At 70.3% G+C, this 16,653-nt stretch carries 15 protein-coding genes; 5 read left to right on the top strand and 10 right to left on the bottom strand.

Annotated features, from left to right (window positions below; genetic code table 11):
- Positions 1-27 precede the first annotated feature (27 nt).
- Positions 28-1,725, bottom strand: a complete 1,698-nt coding sequence (locus tag Aut01nite_RS40000) for a serine/threonine-protein kinase (RefSeq protein ID WP_063958790.1) — start codon at positions 1,723-1,725, stop codon at positions 28-30.
- A gap of 1,018 nt (positions 1,726-2,743) precedes the next feature.
- On the opposite strand from Aut01nite_RS40000, the gene Aut01nite_RS40005 reads away from it, so the two are divergent.
- Positions 2,744-3,100, top strand: coding sequence for a hypothetical protein (locus tag Aut01nite_RS40005; RefSeq protein WP_043526534.1), 357 nt, complete (start codon positions 2,744-2,746; stop codon positions 3,098-3,100).
- Positions 3,101-3,301: 201 nt separating this feature from the next.
- On the opposite strand, the gene Aut01nite_RS40010 is transcribed toward Aut01nite_RS40005, so the two are convergent.
- From Aut01nite_RS40010 to Aut01nite_RS40020, 3 genes are read right to left on the bottom strand one after another with little or no spacing between them, the layout of a single operon-like run.
- Entirely contained in the window at positions 3,302-3,841 is a 540-nt protein-coding gene (locus Aut01nite_RS40010; protein WP_052163886.1) for a S26 family signal peptidase, read from the bottom strand.
- Complete coding sequence (locus Aut01nite_RS40015; protein WP_043526535.1) at positions 3,838-5,670, bottom strand: ABC transporter ATP-binding protein; 1,833 nt, start codon at positions 5,668-5,670, stop codon at positions 3,838-3,840. Before Aut01nite_RS40015 ends, Aut01nite_RS40010 begins: the two co-directional genes overlap by 4 nt.
- On the bottom strand, positions 5,667-6,215 hold the full coding sequence (locus tag Aut01nite_RS40020; RefSeq protein ID WP_052163887.1) for a TlpA family protein disulfide reductase: 549 nt from the start codon (positions 6,213-6,215) through the stop codon (positions 5,667-5,669). The genes Aut01nite_RS40015 and Aut01nite_RS40020 overlap by 4 nt, the downstream gene beginning before the upstream one ends.
- A 185-nt stretch (positions 6,216-6,400) precedes the next feature.
- Here Aut01nite_RS40020 and Aut01nite_RS40025 point away from each other — a divergent pair, with 185 nt between their 5' ends.
- Complete coding sequence (locus tag Aut01nite_RS40025) at positions 6,401-6,586, top strand: hypothetical protein (RefSeq protein WP_152628777.1); 186 nt, start codon at positions 6,401-6,403, stop codon at positions 6,584-6,586.
- 160 nt (positions 6,587-6,746) lie between these two features.
- On the opposite strand, the gene Aut01nite_RS40030 is transcribed toward Aut01nite_RS40025, so the two are convergent.
- Positions 6,747-8,555, bottom strand: a complete 1,809-nt coding sequence (locus Aut01nite_RS40030) for a bifunctional sugar phosphate isomerase/epimerase/4-hydroxyphenylpyruvate dioxygenase family protein (protein WP_043526539.1) — start codon at positions 8,553-8,555, stop codon at positions 6,747-6,749.
- Between the two features lie 8 nt (positions 8,556-8,563).
- Complete coding sequence (locus tag Aut01nite_RS40035; RefSeq protein ID WP_043526540.1) at positions 8,564-9,217, bottom strand: TetR/AcrR family transcriptional regulator; 654 nt, start codon at positions 9,215-9,217, stop codon at positions 8,564-8,566.
- 156 nt (positions 9,218-9,373) lie between these two features.
- Between Aut01nite_RS40035 and Aut01nite_RS40040 the strand changes: the two genes are divergently transcribed.
- Both Aut01nite_RS40040 and Aut01nite_RS40045 read left to right on the top strand, forming a co-directional pair.
- Positions 9,374-10,198, top strand: a complete 825-nt coding sequence (locus tag Aut01nite_RS40040; protein ID WP_043532936.1) for a shikimate dehydrogenase — start codon at positions 9,374-9,376, stop codon at positions 10,196-10,198.
- Entirely contained in the window at positions 10,192-11,580 is a 1,389-nt protein-coding gene (locus Aut01nite_RS40045) for an Nramp family divalent metal transporter (protein ID WP_063958887.1), read from the top strand. The genes Aut01nite_RS40040 and Aut01nite_RS40045 overlap by 7 nt, the downstream gene beginning before the upstream one ends.
- A gap of 38 nt (positions 11,581-11,618) precedes the next feature.
- On the opposite strand, the gene Aut01nite_RS40050 is transcribed toward Aut01nite_RS40045, so the two are convergent.
- From Aut01nite_RS40050 to Aut01nite_RS40065, 4 genes are all read right to left on the bottom strand, one after another.
- Positions 11,619-12,392 carry a hypothetical protein gene (locus Aut01nite_RS40050; protein ID WP_043532938.1) on the bottom strand — a complete coding sequence of 258 codons (774 nt, stop codon included), beginning with the start codon at positions 12,390-12,392 and terminating at the stop codon, positions 11,619-11,621.
- A gap of 2 nt (positions 12,393-12,394) precedes the next feature.
- Positions 12,395-13,663: a VWA domain-containing protein gene (locus Aut01nite_RS40055; RefSeq protein ID WP_204037913.1), complete on the bottom strand. Its 1,269-nt coding sequence runs from the start codon at positions 13,661-13,663 to the stop codon at positions 12,395-12,397.
- Between the two features lie 98 nt (positions 13,664-13,761).
- Positions 13,762-14,298 carry a Uma2 family endonuclease gene (locus tag Aut01nite_RS40060; protein WP_236643167.1) on the bottom strand — a complete coding sequence of 179 codons (537 nt, stop codon included), beginning with the start codon at positions 14,296-14,298 and terminating at the stop codon, positions 13,762-13,764.
- 81 nt (positions 14,299-14,379) lie between these two features.
- Positions 14,380-15,537, bottom strand: coding sequence for an acyl-CoA dehydrogenase family protein (locus Aut01nite_RS40065; RefSeq protein WP_201775648.1), 1,158 nt, complete (start codon positions 15,535-15,537; stop codon positions 14,380-14,382).
- A 62-nt stretch (positions 15,538-15,599) separates the two neighbouring features.
- Here Aut01nite_RS40065 and Aut01nite_RS40070 point away from each other — a divergent pair, with 62 nt between their 5' ends.
- The gene (locus Aut01nite_RS40070) at positions 15,600-16,586 is read left to right on the top strand and encodes a polyprenyl synthetase family protein (protein WP_052164563.1); all 987 of its coding nucleotides are present in this window, start codon (positions 15,600-15,602) and stop codon (positions 16,584-16,586) included.
- Positions 16,587-16,653 lie beyond the last annotated feature (67 nt).

The following is a 16,653-nucleotide window of genomic DNA, read 5'->3' on the forward strand; positions in this document are numbered from 1 at the left end:
CGACATTTGTCGCCGGTGACATGCCGTTCAGGACGTAGGGGCGGGCACGGCCCACGGGGAAGGACGTCCTGCCGGGTCGCGGAGCCCGTCGAGGGCGGTGCGCTGGTGGCCGAGGTCGAGGTCCCAGTCCTCGTCTCGGGTCGTCCAGGTCAGCCGGTAGGAGCGGATGCCGGCATCCGACAGCAGGACCCGGCGGGTGTGCAGGCGCGGCCCGGTAGCCGGCTGCCACGAGTACTCCCAGTCCGCACCGCCACCGGACACCAGCAGCACCCCCATGCTGACCTTGCGATAACCGGGCAGTGTTCCGGCCGCCAACGCCCGCTCCTCGGTGACCTGCCAGTGCCGCAGCGGATCAGCGGTTGTCGGCGGCCCGGCCGCCACGGTGATCGTGCGAACCGCATCAGGCCCGGTGAAGCACACCAGCGCGCCTGCGTCGGCGTCTGCACGAGCCCAGCCCCGCGGAATCGGCAAGGCGAAACCGGCGGGGTCGACGTGCCAGAGCCAACCAGCCGGCAGCGCATACGGTGCGGGCGCCCAACTCGCAACCGGACGCGAGACAGCCGCCGGGCAGGGCGCGGCGCCGGTCGAGGCCATGGCGGGAGAAGGCTCGGAAGCGACCGGTTCACGGTCCGGACCGGAAACCGCCACCCACCCGACCGCCGCGGCCGCCATGGCGACACCAGCGGCGACGAGCCCCCAGCGGGCGGAGGACCGACGGGCGGCGGTGGCGACCACAGGCCGGCGCCGGCCGGTCTCCAACCGTGGCGGCACGGCCGGTGAAGCCTTCACCGGCACGCCCACCGACCGGAAAGGAACCGCGTCGTCTGTGGGACGGCGCGGCGCCGGGATCGTCACCACGCCGATCGCGCGCCGCGTGATCGCCCACAGAGCCGCCTGCGTCTCGGCGGCACCCGCTCGCATGCCGAGATCCCTGGCCAGCAAACCGGCGATGACCGGACTCAGCGGCCCCGCACGCTGAGGCGGATCAGGGTCGTCGGCCAGCACAGCCGACAGTGCCTCCGCCGTACTGGAGCGATCGAACGGTGGACAGCCCTCCACGGCCGTATGCAAGGTCGCGCCCAACGACCACAGATCCGCGCGGGGGTCAGCGGCCTCGCCACGCAGCCGTTCCGGAGCAATGTAGTGCGGCGAGCCGAGCAGCGGCTCGTGTTGTTTCACAGTGGAGCGGTGTTCGCGCGCGACACCGAGCGTGGCCAGCCCGAAATCGGTGAGCACCACCCGTCCCCCGGCGGCGAGCAGCACGTTGTGCGGTTTGACGTCCAAGTGCAGAACACCAGCCGCATGCGCCGCACGCAGCCCACTCAACACGGCAAGCCCCACCCGGGCCGCTTCCCGATGGGTCAGCGGACCGTCCTGGACGAGAACCTCCTGCAGCGACCGTGACCGCACATACTCCATGACGATCCAGGACCGGCTCGCCGTCTGCACCACGTCGAAGATCCGCACGATCGCCGGATGATCCAGCTGCGCAGCCGCACGCGCCTCCCGCACCGCACGTAACCGCATCCCGCGCCAGTCCACTACCGGCACCGCTGTCGACGCCACCAGCTCCTTGACGGCTACCTCGCGGTCGAGCACCTCGTCGTACGCCCGCCAGACGCGGCCCATGCCCCCGGCACCGACCAGCTCGAGCAGCCGATATCGACCCGCTACCGTCCGCTGCCCGCCATCACCATCGACGTCACGTTCCCTCTCGCCAACCACATCTCACCCCGCCCGCACCGCATCCCGGCCCACATACCATTCAGGGATTCGGTGCGCACAGGCGTGTGGTTTGCTGCGATCAGGCAGGCCGTGTACGGCGTCGCCCAGCTCCGCGGGTGGGAACGGTTGACGCGCGATGCGGTGGCCCACCTGGAGCGTTCCGGCGGCTTGCTCGCCACGTGACCGAGCCGGCGGCCATGACCACGGGAATGTCTGCCGTGTCCGGCGTCGTGAGTAGCCCGGCGCGTGCTTGCAGACCGGTCATCCCCGACATCTCGTTGTCGGTCACGACGGCGTCCGGATGTCAGGCCCGGACTTCATGTGCCGGTGTGAGTGCGTTCAACTGCATGGAGCGGGCATTCCGGCTGTTCACTCCCGCGGATCGACGCAAGCCGGCTGAGTGATGAGATGCTCGACGCTCAAAGCTCGACGAGAGGCGGATAATCGTAATTGTGGCATTCTGACACCTACCGCATTCTTGGTGTCCAACCGTCACCAGATCTACGACGCGTACCGGCGCTGGACGCGATAGTGCGCTGGTCCGGGCTTGCCATACCGGCCGCCGTCCGGGAGTGGTACGCGGGCCCAGGGGCCACGCTGCTATCCGATCGCGACAACCTCGTGACGGCCCCTGAACGGCTAGGCACCCCATCGATGGCATTGACTATGTGGCCCAGAGGCTCCTGGTAACGGAAACCGATGGTCAGGGCTGCTGTCGCTGGGTTGTCCGACTGCAGCCACTGCCACCGATTGTTGAGCCGACTCCGTTGTTCGACCTACCGGCTTTGCTGATGCTTTTCTCGCATTGAAGCGTCGCGCTGGCGGAGACCCGGTTCCGGCGGCTGCCGCTGCCGGACCATCCGCTCTGGACCATGGCCGACGGCCGCCGACACGGTGGTTCGCCGGTGACGGGTGATCCTGCGCGACGACGCCGGGACCTGGATCCGGGCCGAACGCGACCGGGCAGACATGGATTCACAACACCGCGCAGTACCAGTCCAGCAATGCCACAGTCCCGGTGGGCGAGGGTAAGGCGTGGGCGGACGGCACCGATTTCAGGCTCGAGCCGAACGGCATGGAATGGTTCGTGCTGACCCCGACAAAGAGAGTCGCCTCCCGCGGCACCGGAACTCTGAACGGGCGGTCCGGTTACACCTGGCTGATCTACGGCGTGCCCGGGGGCCAGTCCGGGAAGGATCAGCTTCGCCTCGTCGTGTTCGAGACTGAGTGCGGAACGGTCGTCTACGACAGCGATCCGCTCAGCATTCACTACGACGTCGACGTGCTCTACCTCATGAGCGAACTGACCTCGGGAGCCGTGCAGGTGCACCTGAACCTAGGCCCGGCCGGCGCTCACCCCTGCGGTAACGGGTGAGCGCCGGCCGGCGTACAAAAGCTCGAATTGCGGCCGGAAGCTGACTGCAAAGCAGGATTGCGTCGGGGCATGTTTCGTCCTGATAGGGCGGCCGGAGACACTTTTGGGTTGATCTATGCGCCGAGTCTGTTGGAGATCCGAGGACTACCGTCGGTGCTACGAGTAGGTGTACTCACCAGGCGTCGACGGTTGCCGGGGGAGTCAGGTCCGGGGGCGGAACGGGGAGTTGCGCCAGGATGCGGCCGGGCGGGTCTCGGCGGTGATCGGGCCGTCCTGGGCGAAGCGGCGCACCGCCACGCCGAGCAGCCGGTCCAGCGGCACGTAGCCGAACGTCCGCGAGTCGATGCTGGCCGCCCGGTTGTCGCCGAGGACGGCGAGCGCCCCGCTCGGCACCGGGCCGGCGCCGGCCGGCATCACCTCCGGCGCGGGGTCGCCGGGCAGCGCCACCAGACGCTTGATCATCCAGTGGCGGTCCGTCACGTCGGGGACGGCCGAGCGCCACGCCCACGACTCGCCGCCGGCGTCTCGGGTGGGGCGCTCGAACACCACGATGTCGCCGACCTGTAGGGCCGACGGGCGGACGCGGTGGACGATGACGCGTTCGTCGGCGCCGAGGGTCGGTTCCATGCTGTTGCCCTCGACGCCGACCACCACGTAGCGGCGGCGCAGCCGGACGACGGTCAGCGCCGCGGCGGCCGCGGCCGGAACGAGCACGCCGGCCGCCACGAACAGGGCGGTCACCGGGCGCTCCCGATCTCGGCGACGTATCCGGACGCCTGGCGGTTGAACGCCCGCGCGTAGACGCCGCCGGTGGCGAGCAGGTCGCGGTGGGTGCCCTGCTCGACCACGACACCGTCCTCGAGCACCACGATGACGTCGGCGGTACGGACCATGCCGAGCCGGTGCGAGATCAGCAGGCTGGTGCCGCCGGACCGGTGGGTGAGCAGTTCCTCGTGCATGCGGTACTCGGCCTCCGGATCCAATCCTGAGCTGGGTTCGTCGAGCAGGATGAAGTCGCGGCCGCGGCGCAGCAGCGCCCGGGCCAGGGCCACCCGCTGCCACTGCCCGCCGGACAATGGCACGCCGAGGGCGCCGCCGGAATCACTGTCACCGGCGAAGCTGCGCGTCAGCATGGTCTCGTAGCCGTCGGGCAGCGCGGCGAGCTGCGCACCGATCCCGGCCCGCTCGGCGGCTCGCTCGATCGCGGCGGGGTCGGCGCCGTTGGCGAGGTCGCCCAGGGCGATGTTCTCGCGCGCCGTCAGGTCGAAGGTCATGAAGTCCTGGAACACCGCGCTGACCCGCTCCCGCAGCGCCGCGACGGGCACGGCGCGCAGGTCGACGCCGTCCCACAGGATCGCCCCCCGGGTGGGGTCGTAGAAGCGGCAGAGCAGTTTCGCGAGGGTGCTCTTCCCGGCGCCGTTCACCCCGACCAGGGCCAGCGACTGTCCGTACGGGATCGTCAGGCTGACGCCGCGCAGCACCCACGGGTGTTCGTCGGAGTAGCGGAACCACACGTTGCGCAGCTCGATGCCCCGCCGCAGCGGCGGCATCGCCGTGTCCGGCTCGCCGTCGGGCAGATCCGGCCCGGCCGCGGTGACCGCCCGGTAGTGCCGGAAGATCAGCAGGTGCTGCCGGCCGAACGCGACGCCGGCGGCCAGCCCGCCCACGCTGCTCTGCACCGCGGTGATCGCGGCCAGGAAGACGACGATGTCGCCGACGCCGAGCCGGCCGTCGAGGGCGGCCTTCACGGCCCAGAGCAGGCCCCCGGCGGCGACACCGGCGGCGAGCAGGGCCAGGCCGCCCTGGGTCAGCACGGTGCGCCGGTCCATCCGCCGGTTGAGCCGGTTGATGTCGAGGCGTTCGCGCAGCATGAGGCGGCGGAAGTGGTCGCCGAGGTTGAACAGCCGCACCTCTTTGGCGGCCTGGACGTCGGCGAGCAGGGAGGCGAAGAACATCTCGCGCCGTTGCGCCTGACTGGTGTCCAGGGTGATGCCGACCCGGGCGCGGGCCAGGCGCATCTCGCCGAGCAGGGTCGGCACCCCGCCGAGCAGCACGATCCACGCCATCACCGGGCTGATCACCAACAGCGAGCCGAAGAACCCGCCGAGGGTGACGAACGTGCTGGTCAGCCCGAGCGCGGTGTTCGTCAGTTCGGCCGGCGCGTTGATGCCGTTGAACTGCGCGATCCGCAGCCGGTCGAGGAACGCCGGGTCCTCGAAGCGGGCGAGGCCGTGGAACCGGTTGACCGCCGCGTAGAGCCGGTCCTGGGCGGCGAGGCTCGCCCGCCGGTCGAGCTCGGCACGCAGGTACTGGGTCAGGTGGGGCTGCACACCGCCGGCCAGGCCCGCCGTCAGCAGCCCGGCCACGGCGCCGGCGAGTTCCGGCCACGACGCCGTGCCGGCCGCGACCCGGTCGAGCAGCACCTTGGTGCACCAGGCCACGGCGACGGGCAGCACGGCGGCGACGACGGTCAGCACCACCAGCGCGGCGAGCGTCAGCGGTGTGGCACGGGCGGCGACGCCGAGGGCATCGACCAGCGCACCGCGCTCCCGCCGGGTGGAACGGATCATGCGTGGACCGTGTGGGCGGCATCGACCACTCGCGTGCCGGCCTCGGTGATCACGCCGTTCTCGTCGACGAGGCACGCGCTCGGGAAGCCCTGGACGTCGAATGCCGCGACGACCGCGGTGGACGCCTCGCCGGCCACCACGGTGCTGCCGCCGGCGAGCGCTGCACGGTACTCGCTGTCGTCGGCCACGGTCCCGTCGATGACGGCGAGGGCGCGGGTCCGCGCGGCGGCCTCGATGAAGCGCGGCCGCAGCTCGGCGCACGGCTTGCAACCGGGCGAGAAGAAGCCGACCAGTGTGGGCCGGTCGAACCAGGCGTTGTCGATCACGGTGCCGTCGATCGCCGTGGTGCTGAACGGCCGGACCGTGCTGCCGGCCGGCAGCATGCTCTCGTCGCTGCCCACCGGGCGCAGCCCGCCGGTCGGCCCGGTCAGCGACGACAGGGCGGCGGCCTGCTCCCGCATGCGGCGGATGAGCCCGAGAGTGAGCAGCAGATTGAGCAGAGCGATGCTGCCGACGAGGACGAGTGCGGCGGCGACATAGGACACGGCGATCTCCTGGCGGGCGTGAGCACATTGACGTATCGGTCATGGCTGCCGTGGGCAACGGGACATATATATCGAGAATTTTTTACGGCGTCAGACATACGCGCTAATGGATGCCTGCGGTGTACCCTACCTCGAAATCGGTCGCATGGGGCGATCGATGTCAGTGAGAAAGGCAGGTGCACCAGATGCGGAAACTGCGCGCTCTGGCCGACCGTGTCGTCAGTCTGGCGGTGCCGGCCGTGACGGCGAAGGCCGCCTACACCTACGAGTACAAGTGCGGTCCTCGCTGCGGACACGGCTACGCCACGCTCCAGCGCACCTGCGGCGGTGGCTCCTGCACGGGTTGGGTCCGGATCGACTGCAACTGCTGATCCGCCAATCCGATGGCCCGCCTGCCGCAGCCGGCAGGCGGGCCATTCCGTGGCCGCGGAAATACATCAGAGATACAGCCGGAATACATTCTCGGCGGCTCCGCCGGTGTGCGTTCCGGCCGGAAACCCAGAATTTACGAATCGAACCTTCGCCGGCGGCTCACGGCGTACCGGAAGAAGGGTTCGACGTGAGGCGGCGGTGGCGCTGGGCGGCCATCCGGACCGGGGCGTTCGGTTCGCCGAAGCGGGTGTAGCCGTGGCGGCGTTCGACGATCTCGAAGAAGACGCGGCCGCCGAAGACCGGGGTGTAGAGGTGCAGCAACTCGCCGCCGGACGGGTCGCGGTCGTAGAGGATGCCGTGGCGGCGCAGGGTGGCCAGGACGTCGTCGGGGAGGGCGAAACGGGCGGCCAGGTCGTCGTAGTAGTTGTCCGGCACCGGCAGGGTCGGGCAGGTCAGGGCCGCGGCGGTGGCGACGATGTCGGTGGTGGTGAAGGCGACGTGCTGCGGGTCGGCGACCGCGGGCGCCCATTCGCCGCGGCGCAGCAGAGCGACGGTGAGGGCGACCTGGACCGAGCGCGCCGGGTCGGCGACGGCACGGGAGCGCATCAGGCCGAACGGGGCGGCGTACTCCTCGGTGGCGAGATGGTCCAGGCCGAGCACCGAGTGGTAGAAGAGCCCGGCCTCGTCGAAGTGGTCGAACGGCTGCGCCAGGCCCAGATGGTCGACGGCGAGCAGACCGGTGGGCGCGGCGCCGGCGCCGGTGGGCAGGAAGTCGGAGCGCCACTCGTCGCCGGGTGGGGTGACGAAGACGCTGGTGCCGTCGGGGGCGGTGATGGCGGCGAGTTCGGCCTCGCCGGGCTCGCGGACGTTGGGGTGGGCCGGGGCCAGCAGCGCCTCCGCGCGGTCCAGGGAGCGGGCCGGGTCCTCGGAGGTGACCGCGAAGGCGCTGATCATGGCGGGTCCGGGCTGGGTGACGGCGCTGTTCAGGACGATCCGGCAGGAGTTCTGCTCCCAGAGTTCGACGGGTTTGGTGCGGTGCTGGCCGGTGTGCGCGAAACCGAGGCCGCGCAGGGCGGACCGCAGCTCCGGCCCGGATCGGCCGTCGACGTCGAACTCGGTGAAGGCGTGCCCGGTCAGTGCCGGCGCGGGAGGCAGATGCGGGGCGATCCGGTCCTCGAGGGCGATCAGGGACCGCATCGCGTCGACGGCGGTGCGGGCCGGGTCGGACTGGCGGAACACGTCGTTGAAGACCTCCAGCGACAGTGGACCGTCGTAGCCCGCGGCGAGCACCAGCTTCACGAAGCCGGGCAGGTCGAACGCGCCCTGGCCGGGGAAGAGCCGGTGGTGGCGGCTCCACTGCAGCACGTCCATGCTCAGGTGCGGGGCATCCGCCAACTGCAGGAAGAAGATCTTGCCGGGGGTGATGCCGGCGATCCCGGCCGGGCTGACCTCGCGGGACAGCACGTGGAACGAGTCGAGGCAGAGCCCGAGCGCCGGGTGGTCGGCGCGCTCGACGATCCGCCAGGAACGGTCCCAGGTGGACACGTGGCGGCCCCAGGCCAGGGCCTCGTAGGCGATCCGCATGCCACGGTCCGCGGCCCGGCCGGCCAGCATCGCCAGCTGTGCCGCCGCCAGATCGTCGTCGTCGACGGCCGCCGGGTGGACCGACGAGCAGACCAGGACGGTGTCCACGCCGAGCGCGGCCATCACGTCGAACTTGCGCTCGGCGCGTTCCAGGTTGGCCCGCAGCAGCTCCGGCGGCACCGCTTCGAAGTCACGGAACGGCTGGTAGAGGTCGATGCTCAACCCCAGGTCGGCACACCGTTTCCGGATCTCGGCCGGTGCCATCGGGGACACCACGAGATCGTTCTCGAACAGCTCGATGCCGTCGAACCCGGCCGCGGCCGCGGCTGCCAGCTTGTCGTCGAGGGTGCCGGACACGCAGACCGTGGCGATCGACCGCCGCATTTGCTACCTCATTTCCTTAAATACCCTGTTATCAGGTCGCCGAGCATGGTGCGGTAGTGCTCCCTGCGGGCCGGGTCCAGCAGATCCCGGTCGAAGAGCGCACCCCAGGTGTGCCGGTTGGCGACGCGGAAGAAACAGAACGAACTGATCATCATGTGTACGTCGAGAGCGTCCACGTCGTCCCGGAAGAGGCCGTCCCCGACGCCCCGGGCGAGGACGCCTGCCAGCAGGTCGACCGCCGAGCTGTTCAGGTCGACCAGCCGGGCCACGTGGTTCATGTGCTTGGCCTGCTGGGCGTTCTCCACCCCGACCAGCTTGATGAACGCGGGATGCGCCTCGTGGTGGTCGAAGGTGACCTCGGCGAGCCGGCGGACCGCGGCGACCGGGTCGAGATGGTCGACGTCGGCGGTCCGCTCGGCGGCGCGGATCTCCGCGTACGCCCTCTCCAGAACGCCCAGGTAGAGCTGCTCCTTGCCGCCGAAGTAGTAGTAGATCATCCGTTTCGTGGTGCGGGTGCGGGCGGCGATCTCGTCGACCCGGGCGCCGCTGTAGCCGCGCTCGGCGAACTCCTCGGTGGCCACGTCGAGGAGCTCGGTGCGAGTCCGCTCGGCGTCGCGCCGCCGCTCACCCGTCTCCGCCGTCATCGCTTTCTCCTGCGTCATGGAAGCAAGTCTGCCGTGGACCCCGGCCGGTTCCGGCCGCTGTCTCGCGTGAGCTGAGACCGCGGCCGGAACCGGCCGGGGTGGGGGCTTGACAGTGGTGGCCGTCACAGCCGATAACTAACGTACCAGTTCGTACATTAGAAATGGAGATGCATCATGGCGGCTTGCCGGTGCGGATTGATCGGAACCGGAATCGGCACGTCGCTGTCCCCGGCGCTGCACGAGGCCGAGGGGCGCCACCACCGCCTCGGGCTCACCTACACGCTGTTCGAGGCGGAGCAGCCGGCCGACCTCGAACGGCTCCTCGACGAGGCCGAACGCGCCGGCTTCGCCGGGCTCAACATCACCCACCCGTTCAAGCAACAGGTCCTCAAGCATCTCGACTACCTGTCCCCGCAAGCCCGCGACATCGGTGCGGTCAACACCGTGGTGTTCCGGGACGGGCGGCGACAGGGCCACAACACCGACGCGTACGGGTTCGCCGAGTCCTTCCACTCCCAGCTGTCCGGCGCGGCCACCGGCCACGTGGTGCAACTGGGCGCCGGGGGAGCCGGCGCCGCCTGCGGGCACGCGCTGCGCGGGCTCGGTGTCGACCGGCTCACCATCGTCGATCCGGACCCGGACCGTGGTGGGGACCTGGCCGAACGTCTCGGCGCCGACCACGTGCGCGTCGCCGGGCCGGACCTGCTCGCCGACGCCGACGGGCTGGTCAACACCAGCCCGGTCGGCATGCACCACCACCCGGGGATGCCGCTGCCCGCCCGGTCGCTCCACCGCGGCCTGTGGGTCTTCGACATCGTCTACATGCCGGTCGAGACGGAGCTGTTACGCACCGCCCGTGCCGCCGGCCTGCAGGCGGTCGGCGGCACGGCGATGTGCGCCTACCAGGCCGCCGCCGCGTTCGAGCTGTTCACCGGGTGCACCCCCGATATCCCCCGAATGTTGCTTCACCTCTCCCACCTCCTGGAGCGGCAATGTTGACCGAGACCACCACCCGAGAACTCCCCGAACCTCTATCGCTGCGCAGAATGATCGGCCCCGGCATCATCGCCGTCGGGATCGGCATGGCGGCCGGCGAGATCATCCTCTGGCCGTACCTGACCGCGATCGGCGGTCTGGGCCTGCTCTGGCTGGCGTTCACCACCCTGGCCGTGCAGTTCGTCATCAACATGGAGATCGAGCGGTACACCCTGGCCACCGGGCAGACCGTGATCGGCGGCTTCTCCCGCTGGTGGAAGGGCTGGGGCATCCTGATCTGCCTGGCCGGCGCCTTCCAGTACGTCTGGCCCGGCTGGGCGACCAGCGGCTCGACCGTCTTCACGTACCTGATCGGCGGTGGCGACCCGGTCTGGATCACCGTGGCCAGCCTGGTGATCGTCGGCCTGTTGCTGTCACTGTCCAAGGTGGTCTACAAGACCGTCGAGCGGGTCGAGACCGTCAAGGTCGCCCTGACGCTGTTCTTCCTCGCCGTCGTGGTCGTCTTCGTCATCTCGCTGAACACCTGGGGCGACGGCGCGAAGGCCACCGTCACCGAGTTCGGGCAGATCCCGGACGGCATCACGTTCACCATGCTGCTCAGCGCCATCGGCGCGGCCGGCGCCGGCGGCGTGCACAACCTGGTGCTGAGCAACTGGATCCGCGACAAGCGGTACGGGATGGGCGCCCACGTGCCGCGCCTGATCTCCCCGATCACCGGCCAGGAGGAGGCGGCCGGCGGCGGCGACCGCTACACGTTCCCGATGGACGAGACCTCGCTGAGCCGCTGGAAGGTGTGGTGGAAGCGGGCGAACGCCGAGCATCTGGTCACCTTCGTGGCGGTCTGTTTCGTGACGATCGGCGTGATGAGCCTGCTCGCCTACGAGACGCTGTTCGGCCGCGGTGACCTGAAGTCCGACCCGTCGTTCCTGCGGATCCAGGGCGACATCTTCCAGGCCGAGGTCGGCTCCTGGCTGAAGCTGCTGTTCCTGGCCGTCGGGGCGGTGTCGCTGTGGGCGGCGGCGATGGGCCTGCTCGACATCATCGGCCGGGTCGCGTCGGACTTCCTGCGCCGCAACTACCTCGAGGGCTCGACCCGCTGGACCGAGCCGCGGCTCTACCTGATCGTGGTGTGGGCCGAGATCGTGCTCGGCTCGATGATCCTGCTGGCCGGCTTCAGCCAGCCGCTCGGCCTGCTGATCGTCTCCACCTGCGCGGCCTCGGTGGTGACGCTGCTCTACTCGATCCTGCTGGTCCGGCTCAACACCAGAGACCTTCCGGCGCCGGTACGGATGAAGGGCTGGCGCCTCGGCGGCATGATCGTGGCGATCGCCTTCTACGGCTTCTTCGCCGTCGCCATGGTCGTCACCCAGATCGACAAGCTGTGACATGTGCGGGGGCCGGGCCCGGCCCCCGCACGTCCTGCTCAGACTCGGCGCTTACGGGTCCAGGAGAACCCGATCAGGCCGGTGATCGCGGCGAGCACGCCACCGCCGACCGTCCAGACCCAGCGCGACGAGAAGTCCGGCAGCCAGTCCATCGACAGGCCGAACGACTCGTCCTTCTCCTCCGCCGCCGGGGCCGGGGTGCTGGTCAGCACCTTGCCCGGCTTGTTGTTCGGGAACAGTGGCGCGGACAGCTCACCCTGGTCGGCCCCGGTGTCGCCGGTCGGCGCGGTCAGGTCGAGCGTGACCCCGACCGGCAGGCCCAGGTCCTTCTCCGGCAGTTCGGTGGACACCTTGATGAAGTAGGTGCCCGGCAGCGGGTCGCCGTCCCACGGCTCGGCCCACGACCGGATCTGGCGCAGCCGGCAGCCCAGCCTCACCTCGGTGGCCGTGGCCGCGACGACCGGGCTCTGCTCACCGGCCACGCACGCCTGGCGGCGCCGCAGCCCGTCGAACACCTCCACGGTCCAGGACTGGGAGCCGGTGCGGTCGGCGGCCGGCGGCAGCGTCACCGCGATGTTCAGTTCCGGCCGCTGACCGGCTTCGGCCGGGAACGACCAGTAGAGGTAGTCACCGGTCACGGCGTCGACCTCGACCGGCTGCTCGGGGGCGATCGGCACCGCGGTCAGGAACGAGGTGCCGACGGTGTTCACGCCCTTGATCGGGGTGGGCCCGTCCGACGGGTCGGCGAGCGCGGGCGCGGCGGCGAGCGCGACGAAAGCGGCCGCCCCGGCGGTGACGAGGAAGGACCTCATGATCAGTTCACTCCCCACTTGGCGACCCACCAGCGGGTCAGCCAGCCGGCCAGCACACCGGCGACGAGACCGGCGAGCGCGAGCACGAACAGCAGCAGCCAGCCGCGGCCCAGGCCGGGCGCGTCCGGCGCCTGCGAGGCCGCGACCACGTCGATGCTCAGCTCGACCGGCATGCCGGGTGCCCGCGCCGCGGTCGCCGAGGCGAACGAGTTGCTGACGACCAGACAGACGGTGTCCGTTGACTTCTTCGCGGTCCCGTCCTCCTCCTCCTCCTCGTCGTCGCGGGTGAGGGACCAGCGCAGGCCGGCCGACAGCACGTCGGAGCGCCCGCTGCCCGCGTCGACCCCGCGGACCAGCTCACGACCGTCCACCGTGGCCGCCTTGAGCAGGATTCCGTAGTCCCGGTTCAGCGGCCGGTCCAGGGCGATGCTGACCGAGGCGCGCAGCTCCTGGTCGCCGGCGACGGCGACCCGGTAGAACCGGTGCTCGCCGATCAGCTCCCGGTCGGTGTAGACGCCGGCGTCCAGCAGCGGCGCGGTGGCGCAGTCCTTCGCGCCGGCGACCACGGCCGGGGTGACCGGCACCGGCTTCGCGGCCCGGTCGACGAGCTGCTTGATCCGGTCGGTCAGCTCCTCCTCGCTCTGCGCGGAGGCGTACGTGCCACCGGTCGCCTGCGCGACGCAGACCAGCTGCTTGCGGGTCTTCTCGTCGGGCGCCAGGCCGAGCGTGTCGACGACCAGGTCGGTGCCCTGCGCGGCCAGCTGCCGGGCCACGTCGCAGGGGTCCGGCGGGGTGCAGGTGTCCTCGCCGTCGGTGATCAGGACGATCCGGCGGGCCGCTCCGGCGCCCTCCAGGTCCTTCGCCGCCGACCGCAGCGCCAGCCCGATCGGGGTGAAGCCGGTCGGTTGCAGGGTCGCGATGGCGTTCTTCGCCGCGACCCGGTTGACCTGCCCGACCTTGACGATCTGCTGGGTGTCCTGGCAGCCGAGCTTCTTGTTCTTGCCGCCGTACGTCGCGCCGAGCACCCGGATGCCCAGCTGCGTCGTCTCCGGCAGCGCGTCGACGACGTCGTTGAAGGCCCGTTTGGCGACCACCATCCGGGTCTCGCCGTCGATGTCGGCCGCCTTCATCGACCCGCTGACGTCGAGCACCAGCTCCACCACGGGCGGTTCGGTCTCGGTCTCGTCGGCGTGCGCGGGAGCGGCCCCGAGAAGGGCGGAGGCCGCGATCAATCCTATCGCTGCCACAAAGGACAGTTTTCTATGGATCACGCGGCAAGATCATAAACATCTTCACGTGTACGCCCTTAGCCGCACCCCGCCGGATGAGGCGGGACGCGGCTAGGGGCGTACCGGGAAGCGGTCTTGATCTAGATTTTCGCCAGATCGACCCGCACCGCGAACGGTGCCGTGGCCTCCACCAGGCCGGCGAAGACCTCGGTGTCGCGATACGTCCTGCTCGCCGGGTCGAGGACGTAGGTGTGGACGACCGGCACGCCGGCCGGTGGCTGTTCGACGCGCCAGTAGTAGGTGATGCCGGCCTTCGCGTACTGCATGGCCTTGACGACCCGATCGGTCGTCTCGGAGCCGGGTGACACGACTTCGACGACGAGCAGGATGTGCTCGGGCCTGGCGGGCATGACGTCGAGGGTGTCAGCGCGGTAGACGACGACGTCGGGCCGCCGGTTCGTCAACGGGACGTCCTGCAGCCGTACATCGAAGTCGAAGTCCGCGTTCCACTCCGGGCCCGCCGCGGCCTCCAGCGCGACAGCAAGCTTCTTGATCAGCCGGTTGTGCCGCTTGGACGCACTCGGGCTCACGACGACCATCCCGTCCACGATCTCGATGCCGGCACACTGCTCCTCGGACCAGGAGTCGTATTGCTCCGCCGTGATCTGATGATGCATCCAGTCGGGCGCGATGATTTCCGCAGTGATGGCGCACCTCCCTGAGCGAATCCGACGGGTCAAGGATAACGACGCCACAGGTCAGCGGTAGGCGGCGTGGCCGGTCAGGGTTTGGCCGATGACCAGGGTGTGGATCTCGGAGGTGCCCTCGTAGGTGAGGACGGACTCCAGGTTGTTGGCGTGGCGCAGCGGCGAGTACTCCAGGGTGATGCCGCTGCCGCCGAGGATGGTGCGGCACTCGCGGGCGATGGCCAGGGCACGGCGCACGTTGTTGAGTTTGCCGACGCTGATCTGGTGCGGCTTGATCGTGCCGGCGTCCTTGAGGCGGCCCAGGTGCAGGGCGAGCAGGGCGGCGGTGTTCAGGTCGACCGCCATGTTCGCCAGCTTCTCCTGGGTGAGCTGGAAGGCGGCGATGGGCTTGCCGAACTGGATCCGCGCGTTCGCGTAGTCGATCGCGGTGCGCAGCGAGTCGAGGGCGGCACCGGTCGCGCCGAAGACGATGCCGAACCGGGCCTCGCTCAGGCAGCTCAGCGGCGCGCCGAGACCGGTGGCCAGCGGCAGCCGGGCGGACTCGGGCAGCCGGACGTCGTCCAGCGACAGCTCACCGGTGATGGAGGCGCGCAGCGACAGCTTGCGTTTGATGGTGCGGGTGGTGAAGCCGGGGGTGTCCTTCGGGACCAGGAACCCGCGGATGCCCTCGTCGGTGCGGGCCCAGACGGTCGCGACGTCGGCGACGCTGCCGTTGGTGATCCACATCTTGGAGCCGTTGAGGATCCAGTCGCCGCCGTCGCGGACCGCGCGGGTGCGCATGTTCGCCGGGTCGCTGCCGAAGTCGGGCTCGGTCAGGCCGAAGCAGCCGATCGCCTCGCCGGCCGCCATCCGCGGCAGCCATTCCTGCTTCTGCTCCTCGGAGCCGTACTTCCAGATCGAGAACATGGCCAGGGAGCCCTGCACCGAGACGAAGCTGCGCAGACCGGAGTCGCCGGCCTCGAGTTCCAGACAGGCCAGGCCGTACGCCACGGCGCTCGTCCCGGCGCAGCCGTAACCGTCCAGATGCATGCCGAGGACACCCAGCTTGCCCAGTTCGGGAGCGAGTTCCCGGGGGAAGGTGCCGGCCTCGAACCAGTCCGCGACGTGCGGCCGGACGTGTTCGGCCACGAACCGGCCGACCGTCTCGCGAATCTGCCGTTCCTCGTCGCTGAGCAGGCTGTCGAAATCGAGAAGGTCGAGCGGGTCGATGAGGGTCATCAGGTGATTCTGCACCGAAACGACGCTGTCGGCGGTCGAGTACCCTCGTGATCATGATGGCCCCCGCACTGAGTGACTTCATCGATCCGGCTGTCCGGGACTCCGTGTCGGAGTTCCTGACGACCGTGGAGACGGAGCTGCTCGTCGCGGTGGCGAGTCCGGACCCGCTGGTCGACGAGGCCGCCGCGCACCTGGTGCGGGCCGGCGGCAAGCGGTTCCGCCCGCTCACCGTCGCGCTCTGCGCCCAGCTCGGTGATCCGGGCCGCCCGGAGCTGGCGACGTCGGCGGTGCTGATGGAGCTGACCCACCTGGCCACCCTCTACCACGACGACGTGATGGACGAGGCGCCGCTGCGGCGCGGCGCGGCCAGCGCGAACTCCCGGTGGAGCAACAAGATCGCGGTGTACGTCGGTGACTTCCTGCTGGCCCGGGCCGCGCAGATGGCCGCCGGCCTGGGCGAGGAGGCGGTGCGGCTGCAGGCGGCCACGCTGTCGCAGCTGGTCCGTGGGCAGCTCGCGGAGACCGTCGGCCCGCGCGGTGGCGACCCGATCCGGCACCACCTGCAGGCCGTCGAGGACAAGACGGCCTCGCTGATCGCCACCTCGGCCCGGTTCGGCGGCCTCTTCGCCGGGCTGCCGGCGGAGCACGTGGCGACGCTTGCCGAGTTCGGCACCGCGATCGGCATCGCCTTCCAGCTCTCCGACGACCTGCTGGACATCGCCAGCGAGTCGGCCCAGTCCGGCAAGACGCCCGGCACCGACCTGCGCGAGGGCGTGCCCACCCTGCCGGTGCTGTACGCGCTGGGCGGCGAGGGCCATCCCCGGCTGCGGGAGCTGCTGGCCCAGGGCCCGATCACCGACGACGCCGAGCACGCCGAGGCGCTGGCGCTGCTGCGCGAGTCGGCCGCGCTGAAACAGGCGCGGGAGACCGTGCACGGTTACGCGGAGACGGCACGCCGCAGCGTCCGGACCCTGCCCGGCGGGGCGGCCCGGCGCACGCTCGAATCGCTCTGCGACTACATCGCGGACCGCACCGGCTGATCGCCCTCGCACATCCTGCCCGGGAAAGTCTCCACTCGGGCGGTTCTCTGCCGATATTGCTGTGGAT

Source organism: Actinoplanes utahensis, from assembly GCF_016862455.1.
Taxonomy (GTDB): domain Bacteria; phylum Actinomycetota; class Actinomycetes; order Mycobacteriales; family Micromonosporaceae; genus Actinoplanes; species Actinoplanes utahensis.

What these genes read in the sequence shown, in the direction of transcription:
- Aut01nite_RS40025 (WP_152628777.1), top strand. Translation starts at nt 6,401, where the DNA reads ATGCGGAAACTGCGCGCTCTGGCCGACCGTGTCGTCAGTCTGGCGGTG.
- Aut01nite_RS40070 (WP_052164563.1), top strand. Translation starts at nt 15,600, where the DNA reads ATGATGGCCCCCGCACTGAGTGACTTCATCGATCCGGCTGTCCGGGAC.
- Aut01nite_RS40050 (WP_043532938.1), bottom strand. Translation starts at nt 12,392, where the DNA reads ATGAGGTCCTTCCTCGTCACCGCCGGGGCGGCCGCTTTCGTCGCGCTC.
- Aut01nite_RS40035 (WP_043526540.1), bottom strand. Translation starts at nt 9,217, where the DNA reads ATGACGCAGGAGAAAGCGATGACGGCGGAGACGGGTGAGCGGCGGCGC.
- Aut01nite_RS40040 (WP_043532936.1), top strand. Translation starts at nt 9,374, where the DNA reads ATGGCGGCTTGCCGGTGCGGATTGATCGGAACCGGAATCGGCACGTCG.
- Aut01nite_RS40060 (WP_236643167.1), bottom strand. Translation starts at nt 14,298, where the DNA reads ATGCATCATCAGATCACGGCGGAGCAATACGACTCCTGGTCCGAGGAG.
- Aut01nite_RS40030 (WP_043526539.1), bottom strand. Translation starts at nt 8,555, where the DNA reads ATGCGGCGGTCGATCGCCACGGTCTGCGTGTCCGGCACCCTCGACGAC.
- Aut01nite_RS40045 (WP_063958887.1), top strand. Translation starts at nt 10,192, where the DNA reads ATGTTGACCGAGACCACCACCCGAGAACTCCCCGAACCTCTATCGCTG.
- Aut01nite_RS40015 (WP_043526535.1), bottom strand. Translation starts at nt 5,670, where the DNA reads ATGATCCGTTCCACCCGGCGGGAGCGCGGTGCGCTGGTCGATGCCCTC.